Annotated in this window: 16 protein-coding genes; 3 read left to right on the plus strand and 13 right to left on the minus strand. The window is 68.4% G+C overall.

What is annotated here, in order from left to right:
• Positions 1-109: 109 nt before the first annotated feature.
• A complete protein-coding gene (locus ACYQ5L_RS24750) occupies positions 110-892 on the plus strand; it encodes a VOC family protein (protein ID WP_459960661.1) in 783 nt (260 codons plus the stop codon).
• A 15-nt stretch (positions 893-907) separates the two neighbouring features.
• Here ACYQ5L_RS24750 and ACYQ5L_RS24755 read toward each other — a convergent pair whose 3' ends face one another.
• A complete protein-coding gene (locus ACYQ5L_RS24755) occupies positions 908-1,804 on the minus strand; it encodes a hypothetical protein (RefSeq protein WP_459960663.1) in 897 nt (298 codons plus the stop codon).
• Between the two features lie 94 nt (positions 1,805-1,898).
• Between ACYQ5L_RS24755 and ACYQ5L_RS24760 the strand changes: the two genes are divergently transcribed.
• A complete protein-coding gene (locus ACYQ5L_RS24760) occupies positions 1,899-2,900 on the plus strand; it encodes a YeiH family protein (protein ID WP_459960665.1) in 1,002 nt (333 codons plus the stop codon).
• A 4-nt stretch (positions 2,901-2,904) separates the two neighbouring features.
• Here the strand turns inward: ACYQ5L_RS24760 and ACYQ5L_RS24765 are convergent, their stop codons facing one another.
• From ACYQ5L_RS24765 to ACYQ5L_RS24790, 6 genes are all read right to left on the minus strand, one after another.
• On the minus strand, positions 2,905-3,771 hold the full coding sequence (locus ACYQ5L_RS24765) for a hypothetical protein (RefSeq protein ID WP_459960667.1): 867 nt from the start codon (positions 3,769-3,771) through the stop codon (positions 2,905-2,907).
• A gap of 60 nt (positions 3,772-3,831) precedes the next feature.
• Positions 3,832-4,953, minus strand: coding sequence for a PrsW family glutamic-type intramembrane protease (locus tag ACYQ5L_RS24770; RefSeq protein ID WP_459960669.1), 1,122 nt, complete (start codon positions 4,951-4,953; stop codon positions 3,832-3,834).
• Positions 4,950-5,519, minus strand: coding sequence for a hypothetical protein (locus tag ACYQ5L_RS24775; protein WP_459960671.1), 570 nt, complete (start codon positions 5,517-5,519; stop codon positions 4,950-4,952). Before ACYQ5L_RS24775 ends, ACYQ5L_RS24770 begins: the two co-directional genes overlap by 4 nt.
• A 115-nt stretch (positions 5,520-5,634) precedes the next feature.
• Positions 5,635-6,483, minus strand: coding sequence for a lysophospholipid acyltransferase family protein (locus ACYQ5L_RS24780; protein WP_459960673.1), 849 nt, complete (start codon positions 6,481-6,483; stop codon positions 5,635-5,637).
• A gap of 373 nt (positions 6,484-6,856) precedes the next feature.
• Positions 6,857-7,624 carry an ABC transporter permease gene (locus ACYQ5L_RS24785; protein ID WP_459960675.1) on the minus strand — a complete coding sequence of 256 codons (768 nt, stop codon included), beginning with the start codon at positions 7,622-7,624 and terminating at the stop codon, positions 6,857-6,859.
• Positions 7,621-8,574 (minus strand): ATP-binding cassette domain-containing protein, encoded by a 954-nt coding sequence (locus tag ACYQ5L_RS24790; protein ID WP_459960676.1) that lies wholly within the window; start codon positions 8,572-8,574, stop codon positions 7,621-7,623. Before ACYQ5L_RS24790 ends, ACYQ5L_RS24785 begins: the two co-directional genes overlap by 4 nt.
• 108 nt (positions 8,575-8,682) lie before the next feature.
• Between ACYQ5L_RS24790 and ACYQ5L_RS24795 the strand changes: the two genes are divergently transcribed.
• The gene (locus tag ACYQ5L_RS24795; protein ID WP_459960678.1) at positions 8,683-9,396 is read left to right on the plus strand and encodes a TetR/AcrR family transcriptional regulator; all 714 of its coding nucleotides are present in this window, start codon (positions 8,683-8,685) and stop codon (positions 9,394-9,396) included.
• Here the strand turns inward: ACYQ5L_RS24795 and ACYQ5L_RS24800 are convergent, their stop codons facing one another.
• From ACYQ5L_RS24800 to ACYQ5L_RS24825, 6 genes are all read right to left on the minus strand, one after another.
• Positions 9,397-10,554: a serine/threonine-protein kinase gene (locus ACYQ5L_RS24800; RefSeq protein ID WP_459960680.1), complete on the minus strand. Its 1,158-nt coding sequence runs from the start codon at positions 10,552-10,554 to the stop codon at positions 9,397-9,399.
• A gap of 251 nt (positions 10,555-10,805) precedes the next feature.
• Positions 10,806-12,221, minus strand: coding sequence for a ribosome biogenesis GTPase Der (gene der, locus ACYQ5L_RS24805; protein ID WP_459960682.1), 1,416 nt, complete (start codon positions 12,219-12,221; stop codon positions 10,806-10,808).
• Positions 12,218-12,886, minus strand: a complete 669-nt coding sequence (gene cmk / locus ACYQ5L_RS24810) for a (d)CMP kinase (RefSeq protein ID WP_459963527.1) — start codon at positions 12,884-12,886, stop codon at positions 12,218-12,220. Before cmk ends, der begins: the two co-directional genes overlap by 4 nt.
• Before the next feature lie 65 nt (positions 12,887-12,951).
• Positions 12,952-13,815 carry a pseudouridine synthase gene (locus tag ACYQ5L_RS24815; RefSeq protein ID WP_459960685.1) on the minus strand — a complete coding sequence of 288 codons (864 nt, stop codon included), beginning with the start codon at positions 13,813-13,815 and terminating at the stop codon, positions 12,952-12,954.
• Between the two features lie 675 nt (positions 13,816-14,490).
• Positions 14,491-15,144: an SMC-Scp complex subunit ScpB gene (scpB, locus tag ACYQ5L_RS24820; protein WP_459963528.1), complete on the minus strand. Its 654-nt coding sequence runs from the start codon at positions 15,142-15,144 to the stop codon at positions 14,491-14,493.
• A gap of 383 nt (positions 15,145-15,527) precedes the next feature.
• Positions 15,528-16,427: a segregation and condensation protein A gene (locus ACYQ5L_RS24825; protein ID WP_459963529.1), complete on the minus strand. Its 900-nt coding sequence runs from the start codon at positions 16,425-16,427 to the stop codon at positions 15,528-15,530.
• Positions 16,428-16,449 lie beyond the last annotated feature (22 nt).

Consider the following 16,449-nt stretch of genomic DNA (forward strand, 5'->3'; position numbering starts at 1 on the left):
CGCCACCCCGACATCCGGCCGAACTCTGCCCAAATTGCCCGATCCGTGATTAGCTGACAATAAGCCAGCACTCCGTCCGGCACCATCGAACCGCCCCAGGAGGATCGCCATGCCCACCCGTGATACCGCGTGGCCTCAGGGAACTCCGTGCTGGGTCGACTGCTCGGTCGACGACCCGGCCGCGGCCCGCGCCTACTATCACCGTTTGCTCGGCTGGGACGTGCAGGACAGTCCGCCCGAGGCGGGCGGCTACCTCATGGCGATGGTGAACGGCAGGCCCGCGGCGGGCATCGGCCCCAAGATGAGCGCCGCGCCCATGCCCTCGGTCTGGACCACCTATTTCGCCGCCGACGATGCCGATGCCGTCGCCGCGGCCGTCGGCGGCGCCGGCGGCATGGTGCTCATGCCGCCGTTCGATGTGCTGGACGTGGGCCGCATGTTCATCGCCGCCGACCCCACCGGCGCCATGTTCGGCGTCTGGCAGGCCAGGGCGCACCACGGCGCGGAGATCTACAACGAGAACGGGGCCTGGTGCTGGAACGATCTGCACACCTCGCAGTACGAGGTGGCGAAGGAGTTCTACGGCAAGGTCTTCGGCTGGACGTTCACCGAGGTCGGGCAGGGGCCGGACGCGCCGTACGCCACCTTCGCGAATCCGGGCGGCGACCCGGTCGGCGGCATCTCCGACACCACCAACCATCCGGGGCAGACCCCGCCGTTCTGGCTGACCTGGTTCCAGGTCGCCGATATCGACGATCTCATGGCCGAGGCGGTCAATGCCGGGTCGACGGAGCTCATGGGCCCCGAGGACGGGCCGTTCGGGCGCATGGGGATCCTGCGAGCGCCGCAGGGTGAGATCTTCGGCGTCATCACCTTGACCGGGCGCGGCTGAGGCGCGCACCGGACATCACCGGAAGGTCCGCGTTTCGGAGCGCAGCGGCAGCCGATGCAGATCGACTTCGGCTGCCGCGCCTTCGAACGGACCGGCCAGGCGCAGGGTATCGGGTGTCGACTGTGTGTAGCTCAGGGTCGAATCACCTACGCGCAGTCGCGATTCGGGCTCCTCGACGACGAGGTCGAACTCGAGCGGTTCACCATCGTCGCGGAGCAGGACCACCCGCTGGGAGCCCGGGCGGTCGTCGATCGCCAACCGCACCCAGCGCGGGCCACCGCCCTGGAACCGCTCCACCGCCCACACCCCGTCCAACTCCGAGAGCCTGTCGGTGTAGTCGCGATATTGATTGATTCCATTGGCCCCCATGCCAACCAGGACGACCAGCGCCGCCACCGCATGCGCGGCCACGCCCGCCCGGCGCAGGCGGAGGTCGGCCACCAGAGGGGTCCGCGGCAGCGCCGGTGAATCCAGATTGCGGATCATCACGTCGATCAACCGCGACCACCACGGCATGGACACCACCAGCGCCATGCCCAGCATCAGCAATGGCGTGAGCACCACCGGCACGTCATAGCAGATATTGAGGATGCTCACCTGGATCAGCGCGACCATGCTCACCAGCGCGCCCAGCAGCACGGTGCGGCGGGCAATGAGCAGCAACCCGCCCAGCACCTCCACCACACCGCTGATCACCGTGTAGGGCGTCGAGGTCGCCATGAATTTCCACAACATGCCCGACGGCGAGGACTCCCCCAGCGGAACCAGCATCTCCGATGGCAGCGTGAAGGTGATGAACTGCGTCGGAATCACTTTCACCATTCCGAACGCGATCATCAGCAGGGACAGCACGACCCGGATCGCGGTATACGCCCAGCCACGGATGCTCACCCACTGCCAACGAAGCGCCATCGATATTGGTTTCGCGGCTGCCATAAGCCGTGCTTATGAGGTGCTCGCATCTCGGTGGCTACCGGACGAGTCCGCTTCTCGCGATGGTGAATCGATGATCAGTGTGCGCGCGTGTGCGCCCGGGCTGCTCGTCGTGGCGGTCGTCGCCGCCGCCGCGACCGTGCTGGGCCGGGCGCTGCCCTTCATCGGGACACCGGTGATCGCCCTGCTCGCGGGTGCGGCGATCGCGGCGATATGGGCACGCGCGGTGTCGGATTCCGGTCCGCTGGGTCCCGGGCTCGGCGTCGCGCGGCAGCGGCTGCTCCAGGTGGCGGTGGTGCTGCTCGGCTTGGGGCTGCCGTTCGACGCGGTGCTGAATGTCGGCCGGCGGACCGCACTGGTATTGATCGGGACACTGGTCATCGGGGTGGGCGCGGCCTTCGCGGTGGGCCGAATGCTGGCCCTGGATCGCGAGTCCGCCACGCTGGTGGGCGTCGGGACGACCATCTGCGGCGCGTCGGCCATTGCCGCCGCCACCGCGGTGATCCACCCGCGGCGTGAGACCGCCGCCTACGCGCTCGGCACCATCTTCGTGTTCAATGTGCTTGCGGTCCTGGTATTTCCGCCGGCGGGACGGCTGCTCGGCCTGTCCGACGAGGCGTTCGGGCTGTGGGCGGGCACCGCCATCAACGACACCTCCTCGGTGCTGGCGGCCGGTGTCGTCTTCGGCCCCGCGGCAGCGCAATTCGCGCTGGTCGTGAAGCTGGCGCGCAGCCTGATGATCGTCCCCATGTGCCTCGGCCTGCATTGGGAACGCCGCAGGCACGCGCCTACCGGGGAAAAGCTGCAAGCCCGGCGGATCCTGCCGGTGTTCGTGCTGCTGTTCCTCGCGGCCTCGGTGATCGCCGGCACCGGGGTGATCCCGCCGGCCGCGAACGCACCGCTCGCGCACGTCAGCACCTGGCTCATCGCCGCGGCGCTCACCGCCATCGGCACCGCGCTCAGCTGGCAGCGGGTTCGCCAATCGGGCTCGCGGCCACTGCTTTTCGGCGGTATCCTGGGCGCCGCCCTGGCGATCGGCAGTCTCGCCCTGCAAACCGCCACCGGATGGCGGTGACCGGTCAGGCCGGAACGCTGGCCGGGGTGCGCGAGATGCGGCCGCCGAGCCGCTCGTTCACGGCGAAACCGTGACTGCGGCACCAATTGGCGAGAATCGGGACGGCGGAGTCGTCGTCGCGGAAGGTGGGGACCAGCTGGCCGACGATATACAGGTGGTGGGCGTCGGCGGCGCGGCAGAGGTGTTGCAGGGTGGCGGTGCCCAGACCGGCGCCGCGCAGTTCGGGATTGACGGTGATGTTGTCGAGTTTGATGGTGTCGGCATACACATCGAAGACGACCTCCACGAGCTGGTCGCTGCGGCGCAGGGTTTCGATATCCGAGGGGATGGGTCTGAGTACACCCGGCAAATGGTCGGCGAGTTTCTGGCGCGCGATATCGTCGGGCGCGGCGCGGGTGACGGCGATGACCTGATCGATGAGGTCGGCCACGGCGGCGCGATCGCCGACCGCCGCCAGCGGGCGCACCTGCGCGCTGGAGTCGGCGACCACGCGCAGTTGGCGCGTCCAGTGCGGGGAGGTCGCCGCATTGCGGGAGATCAGGTCGGTGAGGGTGTTCTCCAGGCAGATCGCCGCGCCCAGGCTGCGAATATAGCCGCCGGACAGCACACCCCAGCGATGGTCGTCCGCGCCGACGCCATGGCGTGCCAGATCGCGCAGCAGCGCGTCCCGGCGATGCATGGCATGGGCGATGGGACCGCCCGGCATACGGTGAAACCAGCGCTTCCACCCCGTGAGGTTGGCGCGGATACGGGTGTTCGCGATCTCGGCACTGGCGTCGAGATAGTTGCACAGTGCTTGCTGTCGCCGCTCCAGAAGCTCACGCGCGCGGTCGGTCCCCGTTCCCTCGGGAAGCGGTTTTCCCTCACTCATATTGGCAAACGCTATCGTTCCGGACCTGTGAGGCAAGCGACCGGCGCGCGTGTCATTGCGCTATCTGAGAATTTGCTCGCGCGGAGCATCGGGCAGCGCCGCCACCCGATCGATCAGATCGTTCTCGTAGCGCTGCGCCTGACGGCGGCCGAGGCGGGTGTGGCGCCGCAGCAGTGCGCGCGCCTTGCGGCGGCGGTGCTGGGTGAGCAGGCAGGACAGCTGCGCCTCGGTGCCGAGCGCGCGGGCGGCGGGCTCGGCGATGGTGGCGCGCAGCCAATTCCGTTCGGCGTGCAAGACCCAGCGGTAGGCCAGGGTGAAGATCGCCAGATCCACGAGGATCGGCAGGAACATCACCAGCCAGCCCGGCCCGGCGGGGCGCGGGGCATCGAAAATGAAATGCATGATGACCGCGCACAGGTAGAACAGGGCGAAAACCCCCAGCCGCCAAGGCCACGAGCGCTCCGTGCGGGTCAGCAGCACCACAATGCCCACACCCACCAGCGCCGACATGGCCCAGTGCGAGGTGAACGCCGTCACCAGGCGCAGCACCGCGACCATGAGCACATCGGCCACCGGATGCTGCGGTGCGTTCAGCGCGGTCTGCACGCTGTAGAGCCCGTCCTCGGCGATCTGCGCGCCCAGGCCCACCGAGCCGCCGATCAGGAAACCGTGTATGGGCCGGCTCAGCAGCGGGCGGAACAGCACGCACACCACCGCGATACCGATCGCCTTGATCAATTCCTCGTCGATGGGCGCGGCGATGGCGGCCGACCAGTTCGACGCAAAACGATCGCCGCCCAGATTCGTGACCACCCGGGTCACATGGTCGTTGGCCCATAGCGCCAGGCCGGTCCAGACCGTCGCACCCCAGATGAAACCCATGGCCATGGGAGCGCCCAAGCGGCGGCGGGCGCGGAAGGGATCGAGCCAGAACAGGATCGAACCGAAGACCAGCAGCGTCAGCAGCGTGATGGGCAGGGCCGCGAAGGCCGGTGCGCCCGCGAACCAGATCTGCCCGAACGATTGTGCCAGGAACAGGATCGGACCCGCGACCACCGCGGCGCAATACACCCAGAACAGCGCCGACCGAGGTTGGAACCAGCTCATGCCGTGTCCGCCGGGCATGAGCGGTGACCCCGCGTGGTAACGCTCCGCTGCCGCCTCCGGGCCTGACCAGCTCATTCGGTCACCGCCCGGCTGGATTCCAGCACCATGGCGATGAGCGCGCGCCCCGCCTCGCGGGTCGTGCCCGCCACCGTGACCGTCACCGCCACATCCCCGCTCGTGGCGACCGCGCACACGCCGCCGGCGGTATTGGGCAGCACGCAGGTCAGGCCCTCGAACTCCCCCGCCCGGAACACGCCGCCGTCGAAGTCCACCTGTTCCCCGGCGGCCCGCAAGGGCAGCAGCAATCGCGGTGCGGCGACCGCGAAGTCGGTGATGCCGTCCACCACCGACACCGACAGCCGCTGATCGTCCACCTCCGACCGCAGCACCGCGACCGTCTCGCTGCCGGTCGCGATCCGATCCATGGGCTCGGGGACCACGAAGGCGACCGCATTCGCGGGATCCTCACCACCGGAGAGCGATCCGACGCCCGAGGCGGTCAGCGTGATGACGGTCCCCGGCGCCACCGCGGTCTCGCGGGTCGGCACCGCGGCATCCAGGAGCGGCGGGACCGCGAAGACGGTGGCCAGCGCACCCACCGCCGCCACCGCGGGTCCCACCGAATGCAGCAGGCGCACCATGCTTTCCAGCCTCTCGGTCCGTGCCGCCACCGCGGCACAGCTGACGCGTGCCGAGAGTTAACCACAATCCGGAACCGGACCCGTGCATGCGCGCCGGACGAGGGCCGGAAATCGGTTACAGCAGATTAGCCAGCGCGGACAGCGGGCCGGGAAGGCCCTCCGCGTGCTTCTTCAGCCCGGTCACCACCGGGTGCGGCGTCTCCGCGCGCAGCCGATCCAGCTCGGTCTGCATGGTCGTCACGGTCTGCTCGTAGTACGAGTCGACCAGATCGGCGTCCTCGGGATCGCCCGGTTCGGTCGACCAGGTCAGCGCCGGCAGGAAGCTCACGCTCACGTGCGCGGGCAGCGGAATCTGCGGCAGGATCGGGGCCACGCCGAACGGCAGGCCGACGGTATAGGGAAACACCTTGGCGCGCACCAGCTTGTCCAGCTGCAACAGCTTGGCGGTGCGCTCGCCGCGGCTCAGAATGAAGATCGAATCGTGGCCGCCGTTGGCGACCGCCGGAATCACCGGCACCCCCAGCTTCAGCGCCAGCCGGATGAAGCCCTTGCGGCCGGCGAAATCGATCTTCCCCCGATCGGTCCACGGCCGGCACGCCTCCCAGTCGCCGCCCGGGTACACCATGACCGCGCCGCCGTCCTTGAGCCCCTGCGTGGCCGCGTCCTGCGAGGCCGGGATCACGCCGAACTGCTTGAGGCTGTCACCCAGTAGCGGTGCGCGCAAGAGGATCTCGTGCGCGACGCCGTGCGTGGGCTCGTCGGGGCGGCGCTCCATCATGGCCATGAAGGTGATCCACACCTCCGGCGCCCAATAGATCGACGAGTGATTGCCGATGATCAGCGCCGGCCCGGCGGCCGGCACATTCTCCACACCGGTCACGGTGGGTGTGAAGTAGTTGGTGTAAGCCCGGGCCAGGGGGAGCAGCGGGTGGTTCGGGTCCGGGATCACCTTGGTGTCGTTCATGAGTCGTTCCTGTCTATTGCCTTGCCGGTAGACGGGCACGCGCGCGACGCCACACGCCGGCGTCCTCCGAACAGACGCCTAGCCGAATTGAATTGCCCCCGGTCACATCCCCATTGATAGTTCCGCCGCGAAAAGCGCGGTCCGGTAAGGCTGAGCGCGTATCGCCACTTTGCGATCGATGCCCGTCACCGTCCTCCTGCCCTTCCGACGGTAGCAACCCAAGCACTTGCTTGGTAGGAAGTGTGCGGAACCCAACATCTTCCGCCGACCTCCCTGTGCTCCGGTTTTCGCCGATCTATGATGTGCCGCTTCATATTTCCCGGCATGCTGGACATACATGCCACAATGCGCATATCGGCGTAGAGGAATGCGATCAGGCGTTGCGCCGGCGGTACAGGGCGCCGGCGGCCAGGTAACCGGCGAAACCGATTGCGGCGCACCAAGCCAGGGCCAGCCAGGCACTGTCGCCGATGGGGGCGCCCATGAGGAGACCGCGGGCGGTTTCGGTGACCGGCGTGACCGGCTGGTGTTCGGCGAAGCCGTGCAGCCAGGCGGGCATCGTCTGCGGCGGCACGAAGGCGCTGCTGATGTAGGGGATGAACATGAACGCGATGCTGAACCCATTGGCGGCCTCCGGGTTCGAGGCGAGCATTCCCAGCGCGGCGGCCAGCCAGGACAGGGCGAGCACATAGGCGGTGACGATGCCGGCCACGCCGAGCCACTCGAGCGGATCGGCCGTCGGGCGGAAACCCATGGCGACGGCCACCAGGGTGACCAGACCGGTGGTGATCAGATTGCGCAGCACGCTCTCGGCCACATGACCGGCCAGCATGGACGTCCGGGAGACCGCCATGGCGCGGAAGCGATCGACAATGCCACTGTGCAGATCGGTGGCGACGCTCACGGCGGTGGCGCCGGAGCCGAAACCCGCGCAGAGCAGGATGATTCCGGGGACCACATAGTTGATGTACCTGTCGTTTCCGACCGACATCGCGCCGCCGAAGACGTAGACGAACATGAGCAGGATCATGATCGGGACGGCGATCGTCATGATCATGGTGTCCGGGCTGCGGAGCGTGTGCCGGAGATTGCGGCCCACCATGGTGACCGAATCCTGGCTCGCGGTGATCAGAGTCGTCATTGCACTACGCCTTTCGCGGGAGCGCCGGTCAGGGCGAAGAAGACATCGTCGAGATCCGGGGTGTGGATGGCCAATTGGTCGATGGTGATGGCGTGATCGTCGAAACGGTCCAGGATGCGGCGGATATCGTCGACGCTGCCGTCGGACGGGACCTGCAGCGTCAGTTGCTCGGCGTCGACCTCGGCGACCGGTACCGCGCGGGCCGCGGCGGCCAGGCCCTGCGCATCGGCGAAGCTCAAACGGATGTGGCCGCCCGGGGCCAGGCGCTTGAGCTCCTCGGCGGTGCCCTCGGCGACGATCTTGCCGTCATCGAGCACCGCGATGCGATCGGCCAGCTGGTCGGCCTCCTCGAGATATTGCGTGGTGAGGAAGATGGTCATGCCGCCGGCGACCAGGCCGCGGATCACCTCCCAGAGTTCGCGGCGGCTGCGCGGATCCAGGCCGGTGGTCGGCTCGTCCAGGAACAGGATCTGCGGTTCGCCCATCAGGCTCATGGCCAGATCCAGACGGCGCTGCATACCGCCGGAATAGGAGCCCACGCGCTTGCGGGCGGCCTCGGTCAAACCGAACTGCTCCAGCAATCGTGTTGCGCGGTACTCTGTTTCAGTAGCTCCGAGGTGGAGCAGCTTGCCCACCAGCCTCAGGTTCTCGATGCCGGTGAGCACCTCGTCCACCGCCGCGTACTGCCCGGTGACGCCGATGAGCTCGCGCACGCCCTCGGCATCGCGCACCGGGTCGCGGCCGCCCACGCGCACCTCTCCCCCATCCGGTGCGCTCAACGTGGCGAGAATGCGAACCATCGTCGTCTTGCCCGCGCCGTTCGGCCCGAGTAGCGAAAAGACCGTTCCGGCAGGAACATTCACGTCGATGCCGCGCAGGACGGCGTGCTTGCCGAAGGACTTCTCGAGCTCGGCGACCTCGATGGCGGGCTGCGGTCCGGATGTCGTCATGGGAACCCCCGTTCGGAAACTGTGTATGGAATACACTTTGTTTATAGGCTACACAGTTTCCGCGATGGCGCAAGATGGCAGGAGACAGAACGACGACAGGAGGTCGCAGTGGACGAGGTTGTCCTACCCAACTCGGTCCGGCTGCTGTGGGATCTGGGCGGCACGGGGACTCGCGGCCCGAAGCGCACGCTCAGCCTCGAGCAGATCCTGGACGCGGCGGTCACGGTCGCCGACGCCGAGGGGTACGCCGCCCTGTCCATGAGCCGCATCGCCAAGGAACTCGGCTTCACCACCATGTCGCTGTACCGCTATGTGGACAGCAAGGACACTTTGGCCGAATTGCTGCTGGACCATGTCTGCGGTCTGCCGCCCGAACTGCCCGCGGCCGATTGGCGCGCCGGTCTGGAAGCCTGGGCCTGGGCCGAGTTCCGCATGATCCGCGCCCGTGACTGGTGGCTCGACATCCCGCGATCGGGACCGCCCATGGGCCCGAACAATATGGCGTGGCTGGAAGCCGGCATGTCCGCCATGGCCGACGCGGGCATTCCGGAAACGCTCAGCCTTCAACTGATCATGAACCTGTCGATGTACGTCATCGGCCGGGCCGATTTCCTCCGCACCCTGAGCAACGCCGAGGATGTCGACTTCACCGCCATCCTCGCCCAGGTCATCGACCCCGAGCGCTTCCCCGCCCTCAACCGCGCCATCACCAACCGCGCCTTCGAGGACGACGACATCGATTGGGAGGACGCCGATTTCCGCTTCGGCCTGGACCGGCTACTGGACGGCTACGAACACTTCATCCACACCATGACGCAATGATCACCCGGTCGCCCAGATGAGCAGGGCCGCGAGCACGAGCAGCACGATGACGCCGAGCGACACCACCGCGATCCAGCGGTTTCCCCCGGCCGGCGGAATCGGCTCTCCAGAGCGCTGAGCGGGCGGTCGCATGGACGGGTGCTCCGCTGCTGGTCGCACGGAAGAGTGCTCCGCCGGCGGCCGCGCGGAGAACTGCTCCGCCGGCGGCCGTATGGAAGGTTGGACCGCGCCCGGCGGCGCCGGTGGCGGAGTGAAGACCGTGGTCGGATCATCGAGCACCGTGGTCGGATCATCCACCCGGGGCGAGGCCACCACCGTCGGTTCGGTGGGTGTCAGCGCACGCTGTGCCGCCGTGGCGAATTCGGTGCAGGTGGCGAAACGATCGGCTGGATTCTTCGCCATCGCCCGCCGCAGCACGCCATCCAGCGCCGGCGGCAGACCCGGCCGCCGAGTGGCCAGCGGCGGCGGCGGATCGTTCAACTGCCCGGCAATGATCGCCCCCGGATTGTCCGAGGCGAACGGCGTCGATCCGCACAACAGCCAGAACAGTGTGCACGCCAGCGAATACTGGTCGGCATGATGATCGAGCGGCTTCCCGCTGAGCTGCTCCGGCGAGGCATACGCCAGCGTCGCGGTGAACGTCCCCGCTTGCGTCACCTGCTTGGTGTCATCCCGCAACCGCCCGATCCCGAAGTCGGTCAACAGGATTCGCTCATCGTGCCCGAGCGCCGGCCGCGCCAGCAGAATATTGGCCGGCTTCACGTCCCGGTGCAGCACCCCCACCGTATGCGCGTAATCCAGCGCCTTCGCCGTCTCCGCGAGAATGAACATCGCCCGCTCCGCCGGCATGGTCCGCGACTCCAACGTGGACCCGTCCACCCCGTCCACGAACTGCATGGCGATCCACATCCGCCCGCCGTCCATCCCCCGGTCGTACACCGACACGATATTCGGATGATCCAGCCGCGCCACGAGATCGGCTTCCCGCTCGAACCGCGCCCGCGACTCCGCATCCGTCGCGAACTCCTCCCCCAGCAACTTCAACGCCACCAGCCGCGGCAACCGCGGATGCCGAGCCAGATAGACCTGCCCCATCCCACCCGCCCCCAGCCGCCGCTCGATGACGAACCCGGCGAAGACCTCACCCGCCTCCAGCATGCGGCCCCCTCTCGAACTGCGAGAACGATTTCAAAGGTACGCCGCCGCCTCCGCATTCAGCCCCGAAAACGACCGCGCCCCCTCCGGGATTCCGGAGGGGGCGCGATGGCGTACTACCCTACCTTTTGTATCGCTACGCCTTGCGATCCCGTTTCGCGCCCGGGGCCGATCACGACATCGCGCAAGCACGGGAAATTCAGCCGCGCCCCTTCCGGACTCGGAAGGGGCGCGGCGGTGGAGGTGCGGCCGGACTACTTCTTGCGATCCCGTTTCTCGCGGACGCGCACGTTGATGCGGACCGGGGAGCCGTCGAAGTTGAACTCCTCGCGCAGCTTGCGTTCCAGGAAGCGGCGGTAGCCGGCCTCGAGGAAGCCGGTGGTGAAGAGGACGAACGTCGGGGGGCGGGTGGAGGCCTGGGTGGCGAAGAGGACGCGGGGGAGGCGGCCGCCGCGCATGGGGGGCGGGGTGGCCGCCACGACCTCTTTGAGCCAGTTGTTCAGGCGGCCGGTGGAGATGCGCTTGTCCCAGGATTCCAGGGCGGTTTCCATGGCGGGGACGAGCTTCTGGACGGCGCGGCCGGTGTGGGCGGAGATATTGACGCGCTGGGCCCAGCGGACCTGGACCATTTCCAGGTCGATTTCGCGTTCGAGGCGCTCGCGGCGGTCCTCGTCGACGAGATCCCATTTGTTATAGGCGATCACCAGGGCGCGGCCGGTTTCGGCGACCATGGAGATGACCCGCAGGTCCTGCTCGGTGATGGGCTGGGAGGCGTCGATGAGCATGACGGCGACCTCGGCGGCCTCGATGGCCGACTTGGTGCGCAACGAGGCGTAGAACTCGGTGCCGCTGGCATTGGCGACCTTGCGCCGCAGACCGGCGGTATCGACGAAACGCCATGGCTTGCCGCCCAATTCGACCAGCGAGTCGACCGGGTCGACGGTGGTGCCGGCGACATCGTGGACGACCGAGCGCTCCTGGCCCGAAAGCTTGTTGAGCAGACTGGATTTGCCGACGTTCGGCTTGCCGACCAGGGCCACGCGGCGCGGGCCGCCCACCAGACCGCCACCCTCACGCGGGGTTTCGGGCAGCACTGCCAGGGCGGCGTCGAGCAGATCGCCGGTGCCGCGGCCGTGCGCGGCCGAGATCATGTACGGCTCGCCCAGGCCCATCGACCACAGCGCCGCGGCATCGGATTCGATCTTCTCGTTGTCGACCTTGTTGGCGACCAGGATGACCGGAGTCTTGGAGCGGCGCAGCACCTTCGCCACCGCCTCATCGGTGGCGGTGGCGCCGACGGTGGCGTCCACGATCACCAGGATGGCGTCGGCGGTCTGCATGGCGACCTCGGCCTGGCGGGCCACCGACTGCTGCAGGCCCTTGGCGTCGGGCTCCCAGCCGCCGGTGTCCTGCACCAGGAACTTGCGCCCGGCCCAGGTGGCCTCGTAGGAGATGCGGTCGCGGGTGACGCCCGGAATATCCTCGACCACCGCTTCGCGGCGGCCCAGGATGCGGTTCACCAGAGTCGATTTGCCGACATTGGGCCGGCCGACAATGGCGAGGGTGGGCATGGGGACGTGCTCGGCGTCCTGCTCGCCCTCGAATTCGGCGAGCTCCCAATCGGTTTCGTCGGTCCAGATACCGTCACCGGCGAAGGTGTCCTGCGTCACTGCGCTCCTCCTGCCGAAATCTGCTGCCGCACCACGCGATACAGCTCGTCGATGACCTCGTCCTTGTTCAGGTCGCTGGTGTCGACCAGCACCGCGTCTTCGGCGGGACGCAGCGGGGACACCGCACGGGTCGAATCGAGATTGTCGCGGCGCTGCACATCGGCCAGCACCGCCTCGTAATCGTCGCCGCGCCCCTCGGCGATGTTCTGGGCATTGCGACGGAATGCCCGGGCCTCGGCGGAGGCGGTGAGATAGATCTTCACATCGGCCTCGGGCAGCACCACGGTGCCGATATCGCGGCCCTCCACCACGATCCGGCCCGCGGCCACGGTGATCTCGCGCTGCAGGGCGACCAGCTGCTCGCGCACCTCGGGCACCGCGGACACCGCCGACACGGCCTTGGTGACGGCATTGCCGCGGATCTCGCTCGACACGTCCTCACCGTCGAGCAGGATGAGCTCGCGATGCGGATCGGTGCCGATGGTCAGCGGCAGCTCCTTGACCGCCACCGCGATGGCGGCGGCATCGTCGAGGTCCACGCCGCTGCGCAGCACGCGCAGCGTCGCCACCCGGTACATGGCGCCGGTATCGAGATAGCTGGCCTCGAGCCGCGTCGCCAGCAAGCGCGACACGCTCGACTTGCCGGTGCCGGACGGGCCGTCCATGGCGACGACCAGCGGCGCCGTCCCGGACAGCGCACCGGTCGCGTCGATCAGACTTCCCACACCGTTCACAACGACACCGCCTCGTAGAGCTTCCCGATTTCGTCCCGGCCCAGGGCGCGCAGCGTGCCCGGGCGCTGATCGCCCAGGGCCACCGGGCCCAGATGTGTGCGCACCAGCGCGGTGACGGGGAACCCGACCGCGGCCAGCAGGCGGCGCACGATGTGCTTGCGGCCCTCGTGCAGGACCACCTTCACCAGCGTTTTGCCCTCGCCGACCTCGAGCACCTGGAAGCGGTCGACGCCGGCCGGGCCGTCTTCCAGCTGCACGCCGTCCTTGAGGCGCTTGCCCACAGTGCGGTCCTTGATCTCGCCGTTCACGGTGGCGAGATAGGTCTTGGGCACCTCGAAGGAGGGGTGCATGAGCCGGTGCGCCAGATCGCCGTCATTGGTGAGCAGCAGCAGGCCCTCGGTGTCGGCATCCAGGCGGCCGACGTGGAACAGGCGCTGACCGGCGGCAACCCGCTCGGCCACGATATCGCCCACGCACGGGCGGCCCATCTCGTCGGACATGGTGGACTGCCAGCCCTTGGGCTTGTTCAGCGCCAGGTAGACCTGCTCGTCGCGGACCACGATGCGCACGCCGTCGACGCGCACCACCGCGTTCTGCGGATCGATGCGCAGGCCCTGCTCGCGCACGATCTCACCGTCGACCTCGATGCGGCCCTGGGCGATCATGTCCTCGGCCACACGGCGCGAACCGACGCCGGCCTTGGCCAGCACCTTCTGCAAGCGCTCGCCCTCGCCCCACGGGAGCTTCTTCGGCCCCTCGCTCGGCGTCTCCACATTCTGGCGACGCGCCGGCTTGGCATTGGAGATCAGCACCGACGCGGGCGCGATGCTCGCGGGCTTCGGCGTGGTCTTCTTCTTCACCGGCGCGGTGCGCGGAGCCAGCGGCCGATCGCCGCCGATCCGGCCGCGCGCGGCATTGCGATCCGCCCCGAAACCGGTGCGGCCGGAACCGAAACCGGTGCGGCCCTGGCCATCTCGGCCATCGCCGCCGCGACCCTGACCGCGCGGCGGGACATTGCCCGCGCGCGCCGACGGGGCGGTGCCGCGACCGCGCGAGCCTTCGCCCCAGGACCGCGAGTCGCCGTGCGAACCACCGCCCCGGGAATCACCGCGGGAGGAAGATCCGCCGCGGGAGTCGTACGAACCGCCACGCGAGGACGCGCCGCGCGAGTCATAGGAGTTGCCCCGCGAGGAGCCGCCGCGCGAGTCGTACGAGCCGCCGCGCGACGACGATCCGCCACGGGCGTCAAACGAACCGCCACGCGACGACGATCCGCCACGAGTATCGTACGAGCCGCGCGAGGAGCCACCGCGGGCGTCATACGAACCGCCGCGCGAGGATGCGCCGCCGCGAGAGTCGTACGAACCGCCACGCGCGGAGGAGCCGCCGCGTGCGCTGTCGTATGAGGCGCCGCGTGACTGCGGGGACCCGGAGGCCCTGCCGCGTACGGCGCGGGAACCGCTCTGCGGTTCGAATCCACGTTTCCTACGTTCCGGTGTGCCATCTCGGCGAGCGGGTGTATTCACGTTGTCCAATCAATCTTCGGTGCCGAGGTCGATATCCGCCTCGGCAGGCTTTTTGAGCCTGGTGTAGCGAGGGTCCGTTTCCAGGCTCTCGTTGATCTCGTCGATCAGGTCGACGCCCGGGAGCAAGGGCGCCAACGGCGGCAGATCCGCCAGGGACGCGAGTCCGATCCGTTCCAGGAACAGTTCGGTGGTGACGTACAGAGTGCCGTTGGTCTCCGGGTCCGCTCCAGCCTCCGCGATCAGCCCCCGCGCGAGCAGGGTCCGGATCACGCCGTCCACATTCACACCGCGCACCGCACTCACTCGGGCTCGGGTAACCGGTTGACGGTACGCGATGACCGCCAGAGTTTCCAAAGCGGCCCGGGTCAGCTTCGACCGTGCGCCATCCAAAAGCATACGTTCCACATAGGGTGCGAACTCGGTCCGCGTGTAGTAACGCCACCCGTCCCCGACAAATCTGAGATCCATGCCACTACGCCGCGCGGTCAGTTCTTCCGACATCTCCCGCAGCGCCACCTCGACCCGCATCGGATGATCGTTGAGCGCCGACGCCAGCAACTCGACCGGCGCGGGCGCGTCCACCACGAGCAGCATCGCCTCGAGCGCACCCCGGAACTCGACCTCGTCGAGCGCCTCCTCCCGATCCGCCTCGTCCTCCGGCAGATCGGAGGTGTCGTCGGCATCCCGCGCTGCCGAGTCCTCCCGCGAGTCGCCCGCGGCTCCCGAGTCGCCCGCGGCGACGGTGGGTGCCGTCTCGGTCGCGGGCGGCTCCGCGTCCCGTGCACGGAGGCGGGCTCCCTCGGCCCTGCCCGCCGCCAGGAACGCCGCGGCAGATGGCCCCAGACCAGCCCCCTCCGTCCGCGGCTGCCCCGAATCCGAGTCCTGTCCGTCCGCTGAATCCGGGGGCACCGCGGCACCGGAGTGCTGGATGTCGGAGCTCACGCCGCCGCCATGATCGGGAGCTTCCGCGGACGAGTCGGGCAGGGCCGGGTCCTGGGCGCTCTCGACCGATTCCGGCAGGTCTTCGCTCAGGTTCTGCACCTCGGTCACCCGTAGTCCTCCTCGATGGTCACCGGCTGGGCCGGTCGGTCCTGCGGCTCGCCGATCCAGCTGATCGACAGCGGGCCCAGCGGGTCCGGCTGTTCGAATTCGATCGTCTTGCCCCGGTAGAGCTCGAGCAGTGCCAGGAAGCGCGCGACGATCTGGATCGGCGTCTCGCAGTCGGCGCAGAGTTCGTGAAAGCTCGTCCAACCGCCCACGCCGGCCCGCTTGAGCATCTCGAGCACCAGGGCGGCCTGCTCCGCCACCGAAATGGCGTGCTGGTGGATGTGATCCAGGCCCACCTTGGGCGCGGGGCGCGGCCGGAAGGCGGCAGCGGCGACCTCCGCGAATCCCGCGGCGTCAACACCCAGCGTAACCTCCGGCAACAGCTCCAAGAAGCGCTCTTCCAGGGACACCGCGCGCGGATACCGTTGCAGCGCCGCGGCCTCGAGCTCGCCGAGCAATTCCGCCACCTGCTTGAAAGCGCGGTACTGCAATAGTCGGGCGAAGAGCAGGTCGCGGGCCTCCAGGAGTTCGAGGTCCTCCTCGTCGGCGACCTCGCCGGAGGGCAGCAATCGCGCGGCCTTCAGATCCAGCAGCGTGGCGGCGATGACCAGGAATTCGGTGGTCTGGTCGAGGATCTTGTCGGCGCGCAGCCCCTGTTCCTCGGACATGCTGGCGGTCAAAGCCTTGGTGTAGGCGATGAATTCGTCGGTGACCTTGTGCAGGGCGACCTCGGTGACATCGAGGCGGCGCTGGGAGATCAGCTGCAGCAGCAGGTCGAACGGGCCCTGGAAGTTGCTCAGGCTCAGATGGAATCCGGACTTCTTGTCCGAATTGTCCGACTCGGCAACGATATCGGCCACAACGGGCGAACCCGGGGACTCGTTCAGGTCCCCGGGCATGTCGGAATCCGCGTCCGCCGTC

The sequence above is a fragment of the Nocardia sp. IFM 10818 genome (assembly GCF_054655275.1).